This is a genomic window from Streptomyces endophyticus (assembly GCF_035798155.1).
Lineage (GTDB): Bacteria > Actinomycetota > Actinomycetes > Streptomycetales > Streptomycetaceae > Streptomyces > Streptomyces endophyticus.
In genome coordinates, this window is record NZ_JAOZYC010000206.1 from 12,884 (window position 1) to 29,894 (window position 17,011).

Here is a 17,011-nt window from a genome sequence, read left to right on the forward strand (position 1 = left end):
GTCGTCGGTTGCCAACGCTCCGCGTTGACGCCCTCCTCCGCCTTGCAGCTGCACGCACCAGACCCCGCTTGTCGGCACCGCACGTGGACGCCGTCCGCGTCCAGCCTGATCCGTCAGAAGGGCCCTAGTGCCGCCCGCTGACAGTGCGGCGAACGAGCCCCGAGCGCCGGCCTCAGCCCTGCCCGACCTGCCGCCGGTAAAGGCTGATCGCCGAATCCGGCGGGAAGTTCGGGACGTACATCGTCGAGCCGTCGGTCTTGGAGATGACCAGGTGGCTGCCACCGTACGAGGGCGGCTCGGTCGGCGGGAAGGTCGCGTAGATCAGGAAGCCCAGGTCGAACTCCTGGACGTTGAGCGTCGCCGGGGTTCCGTCCGCGCACAGCGGCTGGAACGTCGTCCGGGCGATCGCGAGTGCCTCGTCGGAGGTGCGCGGTGCGGTGGTCAACTTCCGTCTCCTCTGGTCCCGTTGCGCGTACGGCGCCGGGGATCGGTGACCCGATCCCCGGCGCCGTACCGTACACACGTCACACGGACGCGAGCACTACGTGTTCGTCAGCTGCTCCGCATCGGCAGCCAAGCCGTCTGCACCAGCTGCGCCCCGCCCTTGCGGGTGACGAGCATGCCTCGGCCCTGCGGCAGCCGCTGCGGCTTGAGCGGGCCGAAGATCTGGCCCTCGCCCGGGTCGCCGGACAGCACGAGACCCGTCGCGCCGAGCTCCTTCATGCGCTGCATGACCGGCTCGAAGGACGAACGCGCCGCACCCGAGGAGCTGCGCGCGACGATGACGCGCAGGCCCAGGTCGCGGGCGAACGGCAGGTACTCGAGCAGCGACTGGAGCGGGTTGCCGGAGCTGGTGGCCACCAGGTCGTAGTCGTCGACGATGATGAACGCGTCCGGCAGGTCGTACCAGGAGCGGTTGCGCAGCTGCTCCGGCGTGACGTCAGGGCCCGGCATGCGACGGCCCATGGAGCCCGCGAGGCTCGTGACGACCTCCTGGAGCTGCGGCCCCGAAGCGCAGTACTTGTAGAGGTGCGACTCGGGCATCTCGCTCAGGTGCGCGCGCCGGTAGTCGCCGACGACGATGAGCGCCTTGTCGGTCGCGTACCGCTCGGAGATCTGCTTGGCGATCATTCGCAGAACCGCCGACTTGCCGGACTCGGACTCTCCGTAGATCACCATCAGCGGGTCGGTCTCGAAGTCGATGAACGACGGCGACAGCGTCGTCTCGTCGACACCGATCGCGACACCCCGCTCGGGGAAGTCGCTGCCCTTGGGGACCTCGCTGATGTGCAGCTTGGTCGGCAGCATCCGCACCGGCGGGGCCGGCGGGCCCTGCCAGTGTTCGGAGACCGTCGTCACCATGTGCTCGATGGCCTGGCCGAGGGTCTCCACGTCGGAGGAGGCGTCGATCCGGGGCAGTCCGCCGAGCGAGCTGAGCTTGTCGGGGGTCAGGCCGCGGCCGGGCATGCCGAGCGGCACGGCCTCCATCTTCTTGCGGTCGAACTCCGACTCCATCGGGTCACCGAGCTTGAGCTCCACCCGGTTGAGGAGCTGGTCGCGCAGGGCGGGCCTGACCTCGGTGTAGCGGCCGGAGCCGATGATCAGGTGGACACCGAAGCCGAGGCCGCGCGAGGCCAGGTCGAGGATGACCGGGTCGAGCTGCTCGTAGTCGGTCTTGAAGGCGGACCAGCCGTCGATGACGAGGAAGACGTCGCCCCACCGCTGATCCGGGTACTGGCCGGCGGCGCGGCGCGTCCGGTACGTGCCGATCGAGTCGATGTTGTTGGCGCGGAAGAACTCCTCGCGCTCGTTGAGGATGCCGCGCACCTCGGCGACCGTACGGCGCACCTTCTCGGAGTCGAGGCGCGAGGCGGCCCCGCCGACGTGCGGCAGGCCCTCCATCGCGAGCATGCCGCCGCCACCGAAGTCCAGGCAGTAGAACTGCACTTCGGCCGGGGTGTGGGTGAGCGCGAACGAGGTCATGATCGACCGGATCAGCGTCGACTTGCCGGACTGCGGACCACCGACCACGAGCCCGTGACCGGCCGAACCGGAGAAGTCCAGGTACTGGATGTCGCGCCGCTGCTCGAACGGCTTGTCCACCAGGGCCATCGGCACGACCAGCTTGCCGAGCGCCGGGTAGTCGGCGGCGTGCAGGCCGCGCTCCGGAGTCGTCGACAGCGGCGGGAGAAGCGAGTCCACCGAAGGGGACTCCTCGAGCGGCGCCAGCCACACCTGGTGTGCGGGCGGGCCCTGGCCGACGATCCGCGCCACGATCACGTCGAGCACGGTGTCCGCGAGCGCGTCGTCGACCTGGTCGGGAACGACCTCGGGCTCCGGCTCGTGGATGATCTGCTCGGTGACGGGCGCGGCCGTGAAGAGCACCGGCTGCCGGTGGGTGCGCGAACCGCCGCCACCGCCGCCACCGGCCCGGTAGACGCCACCGACGTACGCCGCCTTGAACTGGATCATCGTCTCGGTGTCGTACTTGAGGATGCCCGAGCCGGGAACGTTCGGCAGGTGGTACGCGTCCGGGACACCGATCGCCGTACGGGACTCGGCGGCCGAGAACGTACGCAGACCGATCCGGTACGAGAGGAAGGTGTCCAGGCCGCGGAGCTTGCCCTCCTCCAGGCGCTGCGAGGCGAGCAGCATGTGCACACCCATGGAACGGCCGATGCGGCCGATCTGGATGAACATCTCGATGAAGTCCGGGCGCGCGGTGAGGAGTTCGGAGAACTCGTCGAGCACCATGACGAGGGAGGGCAGCGGCTCCAGCGGGGCGCCGGCCGCGCGGGCCTTCTCGTAGTCGGTGATGTTCGCGTAGTTGCCCGCCGAGCGGAGCAGCTCCTGGCGGCGCTGGAGCTCACCGGTGATCGAGTCGCGCATGCGGTCGATCAGGGTGAGGTCGTCGGCCAGGTTGGTGATCACGGCGGCGACGTGCGGGAGTTCGGACATGCCCGCGAAGGTCGCGCCGCCCTTGAAGTCCGCGAGGATGAAGTTCAGCGTCTCCGATGAGTGCGTCACCGTGAGGGCGAGCACGAGGGTGCGGAGCACCTCGGACTTACCGGAACCGGTGGCGCCGACGCACAGGCCGTGCGGGCCCATGCCCTCCTGCGAGGCCTCCTTGATGTCGAGCATGACCGGCTGCCCGTCGCGGTCCACACCGAGCGGCACACGGAGCCGCTCGTGCAGGGTGCGGGGCCGCCAGGTGCGCGCGACATCCACCGAACCGGCGTCGCCGATGCCCATCAGCTCGGTGAAGTCCAGGTTGGCGAGGAGCGGTTCGTCGCCGTCCGCCGAACCGGCGCGCAGCGGCGCGAGCTGACGCGCGAGCGCCTCGGCCTCGGTGAGCGACAGGGTGTCGCAGGTGCCGCTGTACTGGGTGCCGCCCTGCGATTCGAGCAGCAGGCTGTCCGGCTGGACCTGCACGGAGAGCGAGCCGCGCAGCTCCTCCACGACGCCGGGGACCACCTCGACGATGGTCACCCCCTGCAGTCCCTCGGCGCCCGCGATGAGCGAGTCGTCGGGCACGGTGCCGCCGTCCATGACGACGATGAGGTGCGGCTGGTCGACCACCGGCGGGCCCTGCGGGTTGAACCGGCCGCGGCCCTCCAGCTCGTCGGCGAGCATCTCTTCGACCTCGCCGAGGTCACCCACGATCACCCGCTGGGAGCCGGCGCCGTCGGTGCTGCTGTGCTGCACGTGCGGCAGCCACTTCGTCCACTCCCACTCGGCCATCGCGCCGGGCGACGCGACGACGACGACCCGCAGGTCCTCGGGCGAGTGCAGGGTGCACAGTTGGGCGATCATCGCCCGGGAGGCGCCGTACGTGGTGTCCGGATCACCGGAGACACTCACGTGGTAGAAGGAGCGCAGCGATACGGCCAACGGCAGCGCGTCCAGCGTGCCGTGGGTCTCCAGGAACGACTTCATCGCGTGCGCGGTGAGCGGTTCCAGCTCGTCGAGCGGCGCGGTCTCCGGCGCCATCAACGGAGTTGCCAGCTGCTGCGGGCCGAGCCCGAGCCGCACCTGCGTGAAGTCCGAGTCGCTCCCGCGCCGTTCCCACACCCGGCGGCCCTCGGCGACCAGCGCCCACAGCTGCTCGGGGTTGGGGTGCAGGAAGTACTGCCCGTCGCGTTGCATGCGTGCGGTGGTCCGCACGTCACGCCGGATCTGGGTCAAGTACTTGAGGTAGTCCTGGCGTTCCTGGGCCATCTCGGCCCCGCCGCCCTGCCGGGCCTTCACCAGCTGCGCCAGCGCCATCGCCAGGGTGGAGACGATCATGACGCCACCCATGATCTTCATGATCGACTGGCCGGAGGTGAAGAAGAACGCCGACGACGTGCCCATGCCCAGCATGGGCAGCAGGCTCATCATGAGGTTCTGGTCCTCGGCGCGCGCCAGCTCCGGCGGCGGCTCGAGACGCACCTCGTCCGTCGGTACGTCGGGTGGCAACACCCGAGGCGGTCGCTTGACGATGACCACGCTCACCGAAGCACCAGTCCTTAAATCTTCAGTCGACGATCAGTTCTGCGCGCACGGATGTCGTGCACGTCGGGAAATGTCGGACCGCCCCCGTTACTGGCGGTTCCCCCAGGCCGAAGGCAAAGAGCTCCGGCGTGCCCGGTGATCCTACTGACTCTCGTCAAGTGGCGGGGCCTGTGGGGTGAGATGGGCCCAGGACGCTACGCTGACGCACCGCGCGTGACGCCGTCCGGAGGCCGCGCCGCCGCACCGATGCCACACCAAGTCATGACATTAGGGGGAACCGCGAGGTGAGCACCACAGCTCTTGCCGGGGGCGGAACCGGCTTCTGCCGGGTCACCGTCGCCGCACCGGACGCACGTATCGATGTGGCCCTGCCCGAAGACGCCGCTCTGGCCGACATCTACCCGGAGATCCTCCAGCTCTCCGGGCAGAGCCAGGCCGAGGGCGACCCCACCGGGTACCACCTGGTCCGCCGGGACGGCACCGTCCTCGACGCCGGCCGCTCGCTCGCCGACCAGCGGGTCCTCGACGGCGACGTGCTGCTGCTGCGCCCGTTCGCCGAGTCGCTGCCCGCGGCCGTGTTCGACGACGTGTCCGACGCGGTCGCCTCCGCGGTCCGCCGCGACAGGCGCCGCTGGAGCGACGGCCTGATGAGCGTCGTCGGCCTCGGGGCGGGTGTCCTGCTGCTGACGCTGATGGCGTTCGCGCTCTGGTTCTCGAACCCGCTCGACCGCGACATGCACAGCCTGCCCGGCATCATCGCCGGTGTCGTCGGCATCCTGCTCGTGTCCCTCTCCGTCGTCCGCGCGCGGGTGTACGACGACCGTGCCGCGTCCACCTCGCTGGGCCTCGCCGCCCTGCCGCACCTGCTGATCGCGGGCTCCGGGATCTTCCCGACCGAGGTCGACTCGGGCCCGGGCCGGCTGCAGCTGCTGTCCGGCTGTGTCGTGGTGCTGATCGCCTCCGCGCTGCTCGTGGTGCTGCTGCCGCACGGCGACGCCGTGTTCGTCGCCGCGGCCCTCGGCTCGGCCATCGGCGCCCTGGCCACGTTCGGCGCGCTGGTCACCGAGGCCTCGCCGAGCGAGGTCGCCGCCGTCACCGCGGTCGTCGCGATCATCGCGATGGCCTGGCTGCCCGGCATGTCCTCCCGCTCCGCCCGGCTGCCCATCGGCTACCGCTCGCCGGACCAGATCTCCCAGGGCCGCGACTACGGGCGCGACGAGGAAGAGCACATCGACTTCGACCGCATCGGTGCCCAGGTCCGCCGCGCCCACGAGCTGCTCCTCGGCCTCGTCATCGGCTGCGCGGCCCTCGCCGTCGCCTCGGCCGGTGTGGTCCTCGGATTCTCCGACGACGTCTGGGCGCAGCTGCTGGCCCTGGCCGCCGGCATCGCCGTCATGCTGCGCGCCCGTCTGTTCGACTACACCGCGCAGGTCGCGTCCCTGGTCGTGGGTGGCCTGGTGATTCTCGGTCTGCTGATCCTCGGCGTGACCCTGAACACCCCGCACGCCCTCCTGCAGAGCTTCATCCAGGGCGACAGTGCCCCGCTCAACATCCACATCCTCTGGTTCGCCGCCGCGATCGGCGGGGGAGCGGGCCTGCTCGTGATCGTCGGCCTGTCCGTGCCGCGCAAGGGCGTCTCCCCGTTCTGGGGTCGCATGCTCGACCTGTTCGACGGCTTCGTGCTGCTGACCCTCGTACCGCTGTGCCTCGCGGTGCTCGGCCTCTACACGCAGGTGCGCAGCATGGTCAGCTGATCCGTGGCCCGGTCGGCCGCCGTCGGGGCGGCCGCCGGGTGGCTGGTAGGCTGTGTGACGGCCGCTTGTGTACGCGCTCCCCGGCATCGCAGGACTTACCTGGGGAGCAGCGCCCAGCGGATCCCGCCTCCGAGTTACAGAAGCTCTCCTGAGATGTAGACCAGGGGCGCTCGGCGGCAATCAAGACTCTACGAGGAGTAAGCGTGGCTCTCGACACCGCTACGAAGAAGCAGATCATGACCGAGTTCGGCACCAAGGAGGGCGACACCGGCTCTCCCGAGGTCCAGGTCGCCATGCTCTCCCGCCGCATCTCGGACCTGACCGAGCACCTCAAGACGCACAAGCACGACCACCACTCGCGTCGGGGCCTGCTCATCCTGGTCGGCCAGCGTCGCCGCCTGCTGCAGTACCTGGCCAAGAAGGACATCGCGCGCTTCCGTGTGCTGGTCGAGCGCCTCGGCATCCGCCGCGGTGCGGCCGGCGCCCGATAGAGACGCTGTGAGAGGGGGCGGTTCCCGATTGAGGGGGCCGCTCCCTTTGCCGTACGTGCGCACTGTCACCGAGGCTTTGTAGTCTGGTGACGTACGACCACGCATATGAGGAGAAGCGCCACCTCGCCGCCGCCGGTCCTCGGTAGTGGCCCCCGGAGACGCAAGAGGATCCCCGGGAGCTTCGATCGAAGACCGGCCCGCACTCAAGGCGCGCTTCTCCGTTCCGTCCCTCGGCCACACGGGCCGTGCTGGACAAAAGACGCATTCAGACGAAAGTAAACGGAGAAAACGCTAGTGGAGAACGAGACCCACTACGCCGAGGCCGTCATTGACAACGGCTCCTTCGGCACCCGCACCATCCGCTTCGAGACGGGCCGTCTGGCCCGCCAGGCCGCCGGCTCCGCCGTCGCCTACCTCGACGACGACACCATGGTGCTCTCGGCCACCTCGGCCTCGAAGAACCCCAAGGACAACCTCGACTTCTTCCCCCTCACGGTGGACGTCGAGGAGCGGCAGTACGCGGCCGGCAAGATCCCCGGCTCCTTCTTCCGCCGTGAGGGCCGGCCCTCCGAGGACGCGATCCTCACCTGCCGCCTCATCGACCGTCCGCTGCGCCCGTCCTTCAAGAAGGGCCTGCGTAACGAGATCCAGGTCGTCGCCACGATCATGGCGCTCAACCCCGACCACCTGTACGACGTCGTGGCGATCAACGCCGCGTCCGCGTCGACGCAGCTGGCCGGTCTGCCCTTCTCCGGCCCGGTCGGCGGCGTCCGTGTCGCGCTGATCAACGGCCAGTGGGTCGCGTTCCCGACGCACACCGAGCTCGAGGACGCCGTCTTCGACATGGTCGTCGCCGGTCGCGTCCTGGAGGACGGCGACGTCGCGATCATGATGGTCGAGGCCGAGGCCACCGACAAGACCATCCAGCTGGTCCAGGGCGGCGCCGAGGCGCCGACCGAGGAGGTCGTCGCCGCCGGTCTCGACGCCGCGAAGCCCTTCATCAAGGTCCTCTGCAAGGCCCAGTCGGACCTCGCCGCGAAGGCCGCCAAGCCGACCGCCGAGTTCCCGATCTTCCTGGACTACCAGGACGACGTGCTCGAGGCCCTGACCGCCGCGGTCAAGACCGAGCTCTCCGCCGCCCTCACCATCGCGGGCAAGCAGGAGCGCGAGGCCGAGCTGGACCGCGTCAAGGGTCTGGCCGCCGAGAAGCTGCTCCCGCAGTTCGAGGGCCGCGAGAAGGAGATTTCGGCGGCGTACCGCTCGCTGACGAAGTCCCTGGTCCGTGAGCGCGTCATCAAGGACAAGGTCCGCATCGACGGCCGCGGTGTCACCGACATCCGCACCCTGGCCGCCGAGGTCGAGGCCATCCCGCGCGTGCACGGCTCCGCCCTGTTCGAGCGTGGCGAGACTCAGATCCTGGGCGTCACCACGCTGAACATGCTGCGCATGGAGCAGCAGCTGGACACCCTTTCGCCGGTGACCCGCAAGCGCTACATGCACAACTACAACTTCCCGCCGTACTCCGTCGGTGAGACGGGCCGTGTGGGCTCCCCGAAGCGCCGCGAGATCGGCCACGGCGCGCTCGCCGAGCGCGCGATCGTGCCGGTCCTGCCGACGCGCGAGGAGTTCCCCTACGCGATCCGTCAGGTCTCCGAGGCCCTCGGTTCCAACGGCTCGACGTCGATGGGCTCCGTCTGCGCCTCCACCATGTCGCTGCTGAACGCCGGTGTGCCGCTGAAGGCCGCCGTCGCCGGTATCGCCATGGGCCTGATCTCGCAGGAGATCAAGGGCGAGACGCACTACGTCGCCCTCACCGACATCCTCGGTGCCGAGGACGCGTTCGGTGACATGGACTTCAAGGTCGCCGGCACCAAGGAGTTCGTGACCGCGCTCCAGCTGGACACGAAGCTCGACGGCATCCCGGCCTCCGTTCTGGCCGCCGCCCTCAAGCAGGCCCGTGACGCCCGCCTCCACATCCTCGACGTGATGATGGAAGCGATCGACGTCCCGGACGAGATGTCCCCGAACGCCCCGCGGATCATCACGGTCAAGATCCCCGTGGACAAGATCGGTGAGGTCATCGGCCCGAAGGGCAAGATGATCAACCAGATCCAGGAGGACACCGGCGCCGACATCACGATCGAGGACGACGGCACCATCTACATCGGTGCCCAGCAGGGCTCGCAGGCCGAGGCCGCCCGCGCCACGATCAACGGCATCGCCAACCCGACCATGCCGGAGGTCGGCGAGCGCTACCTGGGCACCGTCGTGAAGACGACGACCTTCGGTGCGTTCGTGTCGCTCATGCCGGGCAAGGACGGTCTGCTGCACATCTCGCAGATCCGCAAGCTCGCCGGCGGCAAGCGCGTGGAGAACGTCGAGGACGTTGTCGGCGTGGGCCAGAAGGTCCAGGTCGAGATCGCCGAGATCGACTCCCGCGGCAAGCTCTCCCTGATCCCCGTGGTCGAGGGCGAAGAGGGCGACGAGGAGAAGGACGACACCGACAAGTGACGTCCCGTAGCACCCAGGCGACGGCCCGCACCTCTTCGGAGGGGCGGGCCGTCGCCCGTACCCAAACCCTCATCAAGGGCACAGGCGGCATCGGCACGGTCCGCAAGACGACGCTGCCGAACGGCCTGCGCATCGTCACCGAGACCCTGCCCTCGGTCCGCTCGGCCACCTTCGGCATCTGGGCGCACGTGGGCTCGCGCGACGAGACACCGACGCTGAACGGTGCGACGCACTACCTGGAACACCTGCTCTTCAAGGGCACCAGGAAGCGCAGCGCGCTGGACATCTCGGCCGCGATAGACGCGGTCGGCGGCGAGATGAACGCCTTCACGTCGAAGGAGTTCACCTGCTACTACGCGCGCGTGCTCGACACCGACCTGCCGCTCGCCATCGACGTCGTCTGCGACATGCTGACCGGCTCGCTCATCTCGGAGGAGGACGTCGACGCGGAGCGCGGCGTGATCCTCGAAGAGATCGCGATGACCGAGGACGACGCCGGTGACGTCGTGCACGACCTGTTCTCGCACACGATGCTCGGCGACACCCCCCTCGGCCGCCCGGTCCTCGGCTCGGTCGACACGGTCAACGCGCTCAGCCGGGGCCAGATCACCCGCTTCTACAAGAAGCACTACGACCCGACGCACCTGGTCGTGGCCGCGGCCGGCAACGTCGACCACGACAAGGTCGTACGCCAGGTCCGCGCCGCCTTCGACAAGGCGGGTGCCCCACAGGCCCCCGCCACGCCGATCGCCCCGCGCGCAGGCCGCAAGACCCTGCGCGCCGCCGGACGCATGGAGCTCCTCGGCCGCAAGACCGAGCAGGCCCACGTCATCCTCGGCATGCCGGGCCTCGCCCGCACGGACGACCGCCGCTGGGCCATGGGCGTGCTCAACACGGCGCTCGGCGGCGGCATGTCGTCCCGCCTGTTCCAGGAGGTCCGGGAGAAGCGCGGGTTGGCGTACAGCGTGTACTCGTACACCTCGGGCTTCGCCGACTGCGGCCTGTTCGGCGTCTACGCGGGCTGCAGGCCGAGCCAGGTGCACGATGTCCTGAAGATCTGCCGCGACGAGCTGGACCAGGTCGCGCAGCACGGCATCAGCGACGACGAGATCAGCCGCGCCATCGGCCAGCTCGCGGGTTCCACGGTCCTCGGCCTGGAGGACACCGGGGCGCTCATGCACCGCATCGGCAAGAGCGAGCTGTGCTGGGGCGAGCAGATGTCGGTCGACGCGATGCTGGAGCGCATCTCGGCGGTGACCCCGGACGAGGTGCGCGCGGTCGCACGCGACATCCTGGGACAGCGCCCGTCCCTGTCGGTCATCGGCCCGCTCAAGGACAAGCAGGCATCGCGCCTGCACGAAGCGGTCGCGTAACACCGCTTTCCGTACGCATTTCAGTACGCACCGAAGGAACTGGGAGATCATGAGCAAGCTGCGCGTGGCGGTCGTCGGGGCCAAGGGCCGCATCGGCTCCGAGGCCGTACGGGCTGTCGAGGCGGCCGAGGACATGGAGCTGGTCGCGGCCCTCGGCCGTGGCGACAAGCTGGACGTCCTCGTCGAGTCCGGCGCCCAGGTCGTGGTCGAACTGACCACGCCCGACTCGGTGATGGAGAACCTGGAGTTCTGTGTACGTCACGGGATCCACGCCGTCGTCGGCACCACGGGCTGGACCGACGAGCGCCTCGCGCAGCTGAACCAGTGGCTGGCGGACTCCCCGGAGACGGGCGTGCTCATCGCCCCGAACTTCTCCATCGGCGCGGTCCTGACCATGAAGTTCGCGGAGGCGGCGGCGCCGTACTTCGAGTCCGTCGAGGTCATCGAGCTGCACCACCCGAAGAAGGTCGACGCCCCGTCCGGCACGGCCGCCCGCACCGCGCAGCTGATCGCGGCGGCGCGGGAGAAGGCGGGCAGCGCCCCCGCGCCCGATGCCACGGCCACAGCGCTCGACGGAGCGCGCGGCGCGGACGTCGACGGCGTCCCGGTCCACTCGGTCCGCCTGCGCGGCCTCCTGGCGCACCAGGAGGTCCTCCTGGGCGCCGAGGGCGAGACGCTGACGATCCGGCACGACTCGCTGCACCACAGCAGCTTCATGCCGGGCATCCTGCTCGGCGCCCGCAAGGTCGGCGCGGCCCCCGGCCTCACCTTCGGCCTGGAACACTTCCTCGATCTGAACGGCTGACCTGCTGCGATGCGCGCGAAAATCACGTATGCCGTCACGGCCGTCGTCCTGGTCTTCTACTTCGTCCTGGCCGGCGACCGCGGCGTGATGCTCCTTCAGCAGGGCACGCTGCTGACGATCACCTTCGGTGTCGCGGTGCTGATCCTGCCGGTGATCGGCGTGTGGTTCCTGTGGGCGAACACCCGGTTCGTCACCAAGGCCAACCGGCTCGGTGAACTCCTGGAGGCGGAGGGCGGGCTGCCCGTCGACGAACTCCGCCGCGACACTTACGGCCGCATCGACCGCGACTCCGCCGACGAGGTCTTCGCCAGGCGCAAGGTCGAGACGGAGGACGCACCGGGGGACTGGCGCTGCTGGTTCCGCCTCGCCGTCGCCTACCGGGACGCACGGGACACCCCGCGCGCGCGAAAGGCGATGCAGCGCGCGATCGCACTCCATGAAGGCCGCTCCGTAGGCGCCTGATCCACGGAGGCGTCCGATCCACAGACGAAGGGGCCGCACCGGCATCGTGCCGGTGCGGCCCCTTCGTCGTGCGTCCACGCGCGCGTGCGTCAGTGCCGGGCGCGGTACTCCTCGGCCCAGACCTCGACGGTGTCGGCGGCCCGGTCGAACGCCGTGCCCCGCCCCAGGAAGTCCGCGCTGTGACTGGTCAGCAGCGTCGTCTGATCCCCCTGCTGATCCCGCTGTACGAGGATCAGCGCCTGCCCCTGCACGGTGCGGGGCAGCCCGAGCCAGCGCACGGGCTGCTGCACCGTACGCGCGGTGGCGACCCGCTCCCAGGGCGCCGTGCGGGTGAAGAAGAAGCCGACGTGGCGCAGCCCCCGCGCGCTCACCCAGGTGCCCATGCGCAGCAGCCGCAGCGCCGACGCGATGATCAGCACCGCGAGCACTCCGCAGACCGTCGCGGCGGACGTGTCACCCGCGACGGCGATGATGACCGAGGCGAACAGCACGTACGACGCGAGGAGCAGCAGCAGCGCGGCCGCCCCCACCCGGTAGGGACCGGGCCGGTAGGGGCGGCGCCACTGGTCGCGGTCGTCGAAGGGCAGCGGGATGTCCGCGGCCTCGTCCAAAGCACGGTCGGCCGTCAGGAAGGGCAGGGGCACGACGGGTCCTCACTCGGTCCACGCGGTATCGGGGCAGTGCCCGGTGAGGCTATCCGGGGTCGCACCGGCCTTCCACCCCAGGGGGGCCGGAGGGGGACAGTGCGAGGTGGCGACCGTCAGCGACTGTCGGATGCCTCCGACTGCTGTACGTGCTGCGTGGTCTGATCGATCGACAGGGCCGGCATCCCGATCAACAGGGCGCCCACGAGGCCGGCCACGACGGTGAGGCCGACGAGCGCGCGTCCGGCGCGCTGCCCGGCGGAGGCACGCTCGCGCTCGGGCGGTGTGACGTTGCTACGGAATTGGTCGGCTTCGGCTATGAAGGCGAACGGTACGGGCTCGCGCCGACGGAACATGGGGCTGCGTCTCCTCAAGCGACTCAAGATGCTCGAACAAAGTGTGTTCATCTACACAGACGAGCGATCGCCTCAAAGGGTGCCCTGTTTCACCAAATTCACCAAACTTCGCTCCCGTTCGCCGGAGATCACCGCATGAATGCCCGTTGTCAGTGGTGGCCCGTAGAGTGGGCGCCGCCCTTGCGAAGTGATGGGAAGGACCCCGGCAGCATGACCGAAACCCCAGCTGAAGACCTCAAGCCGACGTTCCTCGGCGATGTCACCGTCGAGCTGGTGAAGCACACCGCGAGCGACACGGACGTGCTGTTCGCGGCCCGCGTCTCGACGCTCGGCGAGCAGTCGATCGACGAGCTGTCGAAGGACCCCGAGCGCTCCAAGGGCCTGATCAACTACCTGATGAGGGACCGCCACGGCAGCCCCTTCGAGCACAACTCGATGACGTTCCTGATCAGCGCCCCGATCTTCGTCTTCCGCGAGTTCATGCGGCACCGCGTGGGCTGGTCGTACAACGAGGAATCGGGCAGGTACAGGGAGCTCCAGCCGACCTTCTACGTCCCGGACGCCGACCGCAAGCTGGTCCAGGAGGGCCGCCCGGGCAAGTACGTGTTCGTCGAGGGCACCCAGGCCCAGCAGGAGCTGACGACCCGCGTCATGGAGGACTCGTACCGCCAGGCGTACGAGGCGTACCAGGAGATGCTGGCCGCGGGCGTCGCCCGCGAGGTGGCCCGCGCGGTGCTCCCGGTCGGCCTGTTCTCGTCGATGTACGCGACGTGCAACGCGCGCTCGCTGATGCACTTCCTCGGGCTGCGCACGCAGCACGAGCTCGCCAAGGTGCCGTCCTTCCCGCAGCGGGAGATCGAGATGGTCGGCGAGAAGATGGAGGCGGAGTGGGCCGCGCTCATGCCGCTCACGTACGCGGCGTTCAATGGCAACGGCCGTGTGGCGCCGTAGTTCGGGCATCGGCACAGATGTACGGGCACCCGACCGAAGTGTCCGTATTGCGGCTTTTCATAAAGTTCATCTAGCCTGATCAAACGGACCCGGCACTGCTTGAACCCCCGAGCAGGCAGTGCCGGGCTCCACCTTTGTCAGGCCCGTCGGCGATTCGTCCCGACTTATCGCATCCCCCGAGGGGGGACCCGGTAGTGAGCAGCGAGTAGCGTGTTACCCATGGCTCCGACCTCGACTCCGCAGACCCCCTTCGGGAGGGTCCTCACCGCCATGGTCACGCCCTTTGCGGCGGACGGCGCACTCGACCTCGACGGCGCGCAGCGGCTCGCCGCCCACCTGGTGGACGCAGGCAATGACGGCCTGGTCGTCAACGGCACCACCGGCGAGTCCCCGACCACCAGCAACGCGGAGAAATCGGATCTCGTACGAGCCGTCGTCGAGGCGGTCGGTGACCGCGCCCACGTCGTCGCCGGCGTCGGCACCAACGACACCCGCCACAGCATCGAGCTCGCCCGCCAGGCCCAGCAGGCCGGCGCGCACGGCCTGCTCACGGTGACGCCGTACTACAACAAGCCCCCGCAAGAGGGCCTGCTCCGCCACTTCACGGCGATCGCCGACGCGACCGAACTCCCCGTGATGCTCTACGACATCCCGGGCCGCAGCGGCGTACCGATCAACACGGACACGATCGTCCGGCTCGCCGAGCACCCGCGCATCGTGGCCAACAAGGACGCCAAGGGCGACCTCGGCCGCGCCTCCTGGGCCATCGCCCGCTCGGGCCTCGCCTGGTACTCCGGCGACGACATGCTGAACCTGCCGCTGCTCTCGGTCGGTGCGTGCGGCTTCGTCTCGGTCGTCGGTCACGTCGTCGCGCCAGAGCTGCGCGCCATGCTCGACGCCTTCTCGACGGGCGACGTGCACAAGGCGACGGAGATCCACCAGAAGCTGCTCCCGGTCTTCACCGGCATGTTCCGTACGCAGGGCGTCATCACGACGAAGGCCGCCCTCGGCCTCCAGGGCGTACCCGCAGGGCCGCTGCGCCTGCCGCTCGTGGAACTCACCCCGGAAGAAACGGCCCAGCTCAAGATCGATCTTGCCGCCGGCGGGGTACAACTCTGATCACAGACTTGGCAAAGCTTCACAACTGAATGAACAGAATCACCAACTGAACAGCAGGACCCAGGAACCACCACAACTGCTATCGCACGAACGTCATGCGCGCCACGTGCCCATAGGTACGTGGCGCGCGTGGTTGAGGAGAGTCTTTTGAGTCATCCGCATCCTGAACTCGGCGCCCCGCCGAAGCTTCCGAAGAGCGGCCTGCGGGTCACCCCGCTCGGCGGCCTCGGTGAGATCGGGCGCAACATGACCGTCTTCGAGTACGAAGGCCGTCTGCTGATCGTCGACTGCGGAGTGCTCTTCCCCGAGGAGGAGCAGCCCGGAATCGACCTGATCCTGCCGGACTTCACGTCCATCAGGGACCGCCTCGACGACATCGAGGGCATCGTCCTGACGCACGGGCACGAGGACCACATCGGCGCCGTCCCCTATCTCCTCCGCGAGAAGCCGGACATCCCGCTGATCGGCTCCAAGCTGACCCTCGCCCTCATCGAGGCGAAGCTTCAGGAACACCGCATCCGCCCGTACACGCTCGAGGTCTCCGAGGGCGAACGCGAGCGGCTCGGCCCGTTCGACTGCGAGTTCATCGCGGTCAACCACTCCATTCCGGACGCGCTGGCCGTCGCCATCCGCACTCCGGCGGGCATGGTCGTCCACACCGGCGACTTCAAGATGGACCAGCTTCCGCTGGACGGTCGCCTGACCGACCTCCCGACCTTCGCCAGGCTCGGTGAGGAGGGCATCGACCTCCTCCTCACCGACTCGACGAACGCCGAGGTCCCGGGCTTCGTCCCGCCCGAGCGCGACATCTCGAACGTGATCCGCGGCGTCTTCGGCAGTGCGCAGAAGCGCATCATCGTCGCGTCCTTCGCCAGCCATGTGCACCGCATCCAGCAGATCCTGGACGCCGCACACGAGTACGGCCGCCGGGTCGCCTTCGTCGGCCGCTCGATGGTCCGCAACATGGGCATCGCCCGGGACCTCGGCTACCTGAAGGTCCCCGCCGGCCTGGTGGTGGACGTCAAGTCGCTCGACGACCTGCCCGACAGCCAGGTCGTCCTGGTCTGCACGGGCTCCCAGGGCGAGCCGATGGCGGCGCTGTCCCGCATGGCCAACCGCGACCACCAGATCCGGATCGTCTCCGGTGACACGGTGATCCTGGCGTCGTCGCTGATCCCCGGCAACGAGAACGCGGTCTACCGCGTGATCAACGGCCTGACCCGCTGGGGCGCGAACGTGGTCCACAAGGGCAACGCCAAGGTGCACGTCTCGGGCCACGCGTCCGCGGGCGAGCTCCTGTACTTCTACAACATCTGCAAGCCCAAGAACCTGATGCCGGTCCACGGCGAATGGCGCCACTTGCGCGCCAACGCCGAGCTCGGCGCCCTCACCGGGGTCCCGCACGACCGCATCGTCATCGCGGAGGACGGCGTCGTCGTCGACCTCGTCGGCGGCAAGGCCAGGATCTCCGGCAAGGTTCAGGCCGGTTACGTCTACGTGGACGGCCTCTCGGTCGGCGACGTGGGCGAGCCCGCGCTCAAGGACCGGAAGATCCTCGGGGACGAGGGCATCATCTCGGTCTTCGTGGTGGTGGACTCCAGCACCGGCAAGATCACCAGTGGTCCGAACATCCAGGCCCGTGGTTCCGGTATCGAGGACTCGGCGTTCCACGCCGTCCTCCCGAGGATCCAGGACGTCCTGGAGAAGTCGGCCCAGGACGGCGTCGTCGAGCCCCATCAGCTGCAGCAGCTCATCCGCCGCACGCTGGGCAAGTGGGTCTCGGACACGTACCGCCGACGCCCGATGATCCTTCCGGTCGTCGTCGAGGTCTGAGGCACGTAAGGAGCGGGGCGCCTCGATTTGCATCGGGGCGCCCCGCTCCAGTACGTTTACGGCTCCGCTCAAGGGGAACCCGGCGCACTCAGGTGCCCGGACCAAGTCCCCGACAGGGGCGGGAAATTCCGACTCAGAATCTCTGATAAAGTCGGCACCGCCGAAAGGCAAAGGCCCTCCAACGGCCACCGGAAATGAAATCCGAACCGGAAACGGAA

The 17,011-nt window shown here is 69.0% G+C and carries 13 protein-coding genes; 9 read left to right on the plus strand and 4 right to left on the minus strand.

The annotated features are described in order from the left end of the window. Nucleotides 1-172: 172 nt before the first annotated feature. The gene (locus tag OKJ99_RS41555) at nt 173-445 is read right to left on the minus strand and encodes a hypothetical protein (RefSeq protein ID WP_326023806.1); all 273 of its coding nucleotides are present in this window, start codon (nt 443-445) and stop codon (nt 173-175) included. Between the two features lie 107 nt (nt 446-552). Next, nucleotides 553-4,494: a type VII secretion protein EccCa gene (eccCa, locus tag OKJ99_RS41560; RefSeq protein WP_326023808.1), complete on the minus strand. Its 3,942-nt coding sequence runs from the start codon at nt 4,492-4,494 to the stop codon at nt 553-555. 284 nt (nt 4,495-4,778) lie between these two features. Here eccCa and eccD point away from each other — a divergent pair, with 284 nt between their 5' ends. From eccD to OKJ99_RS41590, 6 genes are all read left to right on the plus strand, one after another. After that, entirely contained in the window at nt 4,779-6,248 is a 1,470-nt protein-coding gene (gene eccD / locus OKJ99_RS41565; protein WP_326023809.1) for a type VII secretion integral membrane protein EccD, read from the plus strand. A gap of 203 nt (nt 6,249-6,451) precedes the next feature. Then, nucleotides 6,452-6,739 carry a 30S ribosomal protein S15 gene (gene rpsO, locus OKJ99_RS41570; protein ID WP_326023811.1) on the plus strand — a complete coding sequence of 96 codons (288 nt, stop codon included), beginning with the start codon at nt 6,452-6,454 and terminating at the stop codon, nt 6,737-6,739. A gap of 294 nt (nt 6,740-7,033) precedes the next feature. Beyond that, nucleotides 7,034-9,250, plus strand: coding sequence for a polyribonucleotide nucleotidyltransferase (locus tag OKJ99_RS41575; RefSeq protein WP_326023813.1), 2,217 nt, complete (start codon nt 7,034-7,036; stop codon nt 9,248-9,250). Continuing rightward, nucleotides 9,247-10,623, plus strand: a complete 1,377-nt coding sequence (locus OKJ99_RS41580; protein ID WP_326023815.1) for a M16 family metallopeptidase — start codon at nt 9,247-9,249, stop codon at nt 10,621-10,623. The genes OKJ99_RS41575 and OKJ99_RS41580 overlap by 4 nt, the downstream gene beginning before the upstream one ends. A 49-nt stretch (nt 10,624-10,672) precedes the next feature. After that, a complete protein-coding gene (dapB, locus tag OKJ99_RS41585; RefSeq protein ID WP_326023817.1) occupies nt 10,673-11,428 on the plus strand; it encodes a 4-hydroxy-tetrahydrodipicolinate reductase in 756 nt (251 codons plus the stop codon). Nucleotides 11,429-11,437: 9 nt separating this feature from the next. Beyond that, nucleotides 11,438-11,890 (plus strand): tetratricopeptide repeat protein, encoded by a 453-nt coding sequence (locus OKJ99_RS41590; RefSeq protein WP_326023819.1) that lies wholly within the window; start codon nt 11,438-11,440, stop codon nt 11,888-11,890. An 89-nt stretch (nt 11,891-11,979) separates the two neighbouring features. Here OKJ99_RS41590 and OKJ99_RS41595 read toward each other — a convergent pair whose 3' ends face one another. Continuing rightward, nucleotides 11,980-12,534: a hypothetical protein gene (locus OKJ99_RS41595; RefSeq protein WP_326023821.1), complete on the minus strand. Its 555-nt coding sequence runs from the start codon at nt 12,532-12,534 to the stop codon at nt 11,980-11,982. A 116-nt stretch (nt 12,535-12,650) separates the two neighbouring features. Beyond that, nucleotides 12,651-12,890: a hypothetical protein gene (locus OKJ99_RS41600; protein WP_326023823.1), complete on the minus strand. Its 240-nt coding sequence runs from the start codon at nt 12,888-12,890 to the stop codon at nt 12,651-12,653. 210 nt (nt 12,891-13,100) lie between these two features. Here OKJ99_RS41600 and thyX point away from each other — a divergent pair, with 210 nt between their 5' ends. The 3 genes from thyX to OKJ99_RS41615 all read left to right on the plus strand — a co-directional run bounded on the left by thyX (nt 13,101) and on the right by OKJ99_RS41615 (nt 16,793). Continuing rightward, the gene (thyX, locus tag OKJ99_RS41605) at nt 13,101-13,841 is read left to right on the plus strand and encodes an FAD-dependent thymidylate synthase (protein WP_326023825.1); all 741 of its coding nucleotides are present in this window, start codon (nt 13,101-13,103) and stop codon (nt 13,839-13,841) included. A 219-nt stretch (nt 13,842-14,060) separates the two neighbouring features. Beyond that, nucleotides 14,061-14,960 (plus strand): 4-hydroxy-tetrahydrodipicolinate synthase, encoded by a 900-nt coding sequence (dapA, locus tag OKJ99_RS41610; protein WP_326023827.1) that lies wholly within the window; start codon nt 14,061-14,063, stop codon nt 14,958-14,960. A gap of 147 nt (nt 14,961-15,107) precedes the next feature. After that, on the plus strand, nt 15,108-16,793 hold the full coding sequence (locus tag OKJ99_RS41615; RefSeq protein WP_326023829.1) for a ribonuclease J: 1,686 nt from the start codon (nt 15,108-15,110) through the stop codon (nt 16,791-16,793). Nucleotides 16,794-17,011 lie beyond the last annotated feature (218 nt).

What these genes read in the sequence shown, in the direction of transcription:
- dapB (WP_326023817.1), top strand. Translation starts at nt 10,673, where the DNA reads ATGAGCAAGCTGCGCGTGGCGGTCGTCGGGGCCAAGGGCCGCATCGGC.
- OKJ99_RS41590 (WP_326023819.1), top strand. Translation starts at nt 11,438, where the DNA reads ATGCGCGCGAAAATCACGTATGCCGTCACGGCCGTCGTCCTGGTCTTC.
- OKJ99_RS41600 (WP_326023823.1), bottom strand. Translation starts at nt 12,890, where the DNA reads ATGTTCCGTCGGCGCGAGCCCGTACCGTTCGCCTTCATAGCCGAAGCC.
- thyX (WP_326023825.1), top strand. Translation starts at nt 13,101, where the DNA reads ATGACCGAAACCCCAGCTGAAGACCTCAAGCCGACGTTCCTCGGCGAT.
- dapA (WP_326023827.1), top strand. Translation starts at nt 14,061, where the DNA reads ATGGCTCCGACCTCGACTCCGCAGACCCCCTTCGGGAGGGTCCTCACC.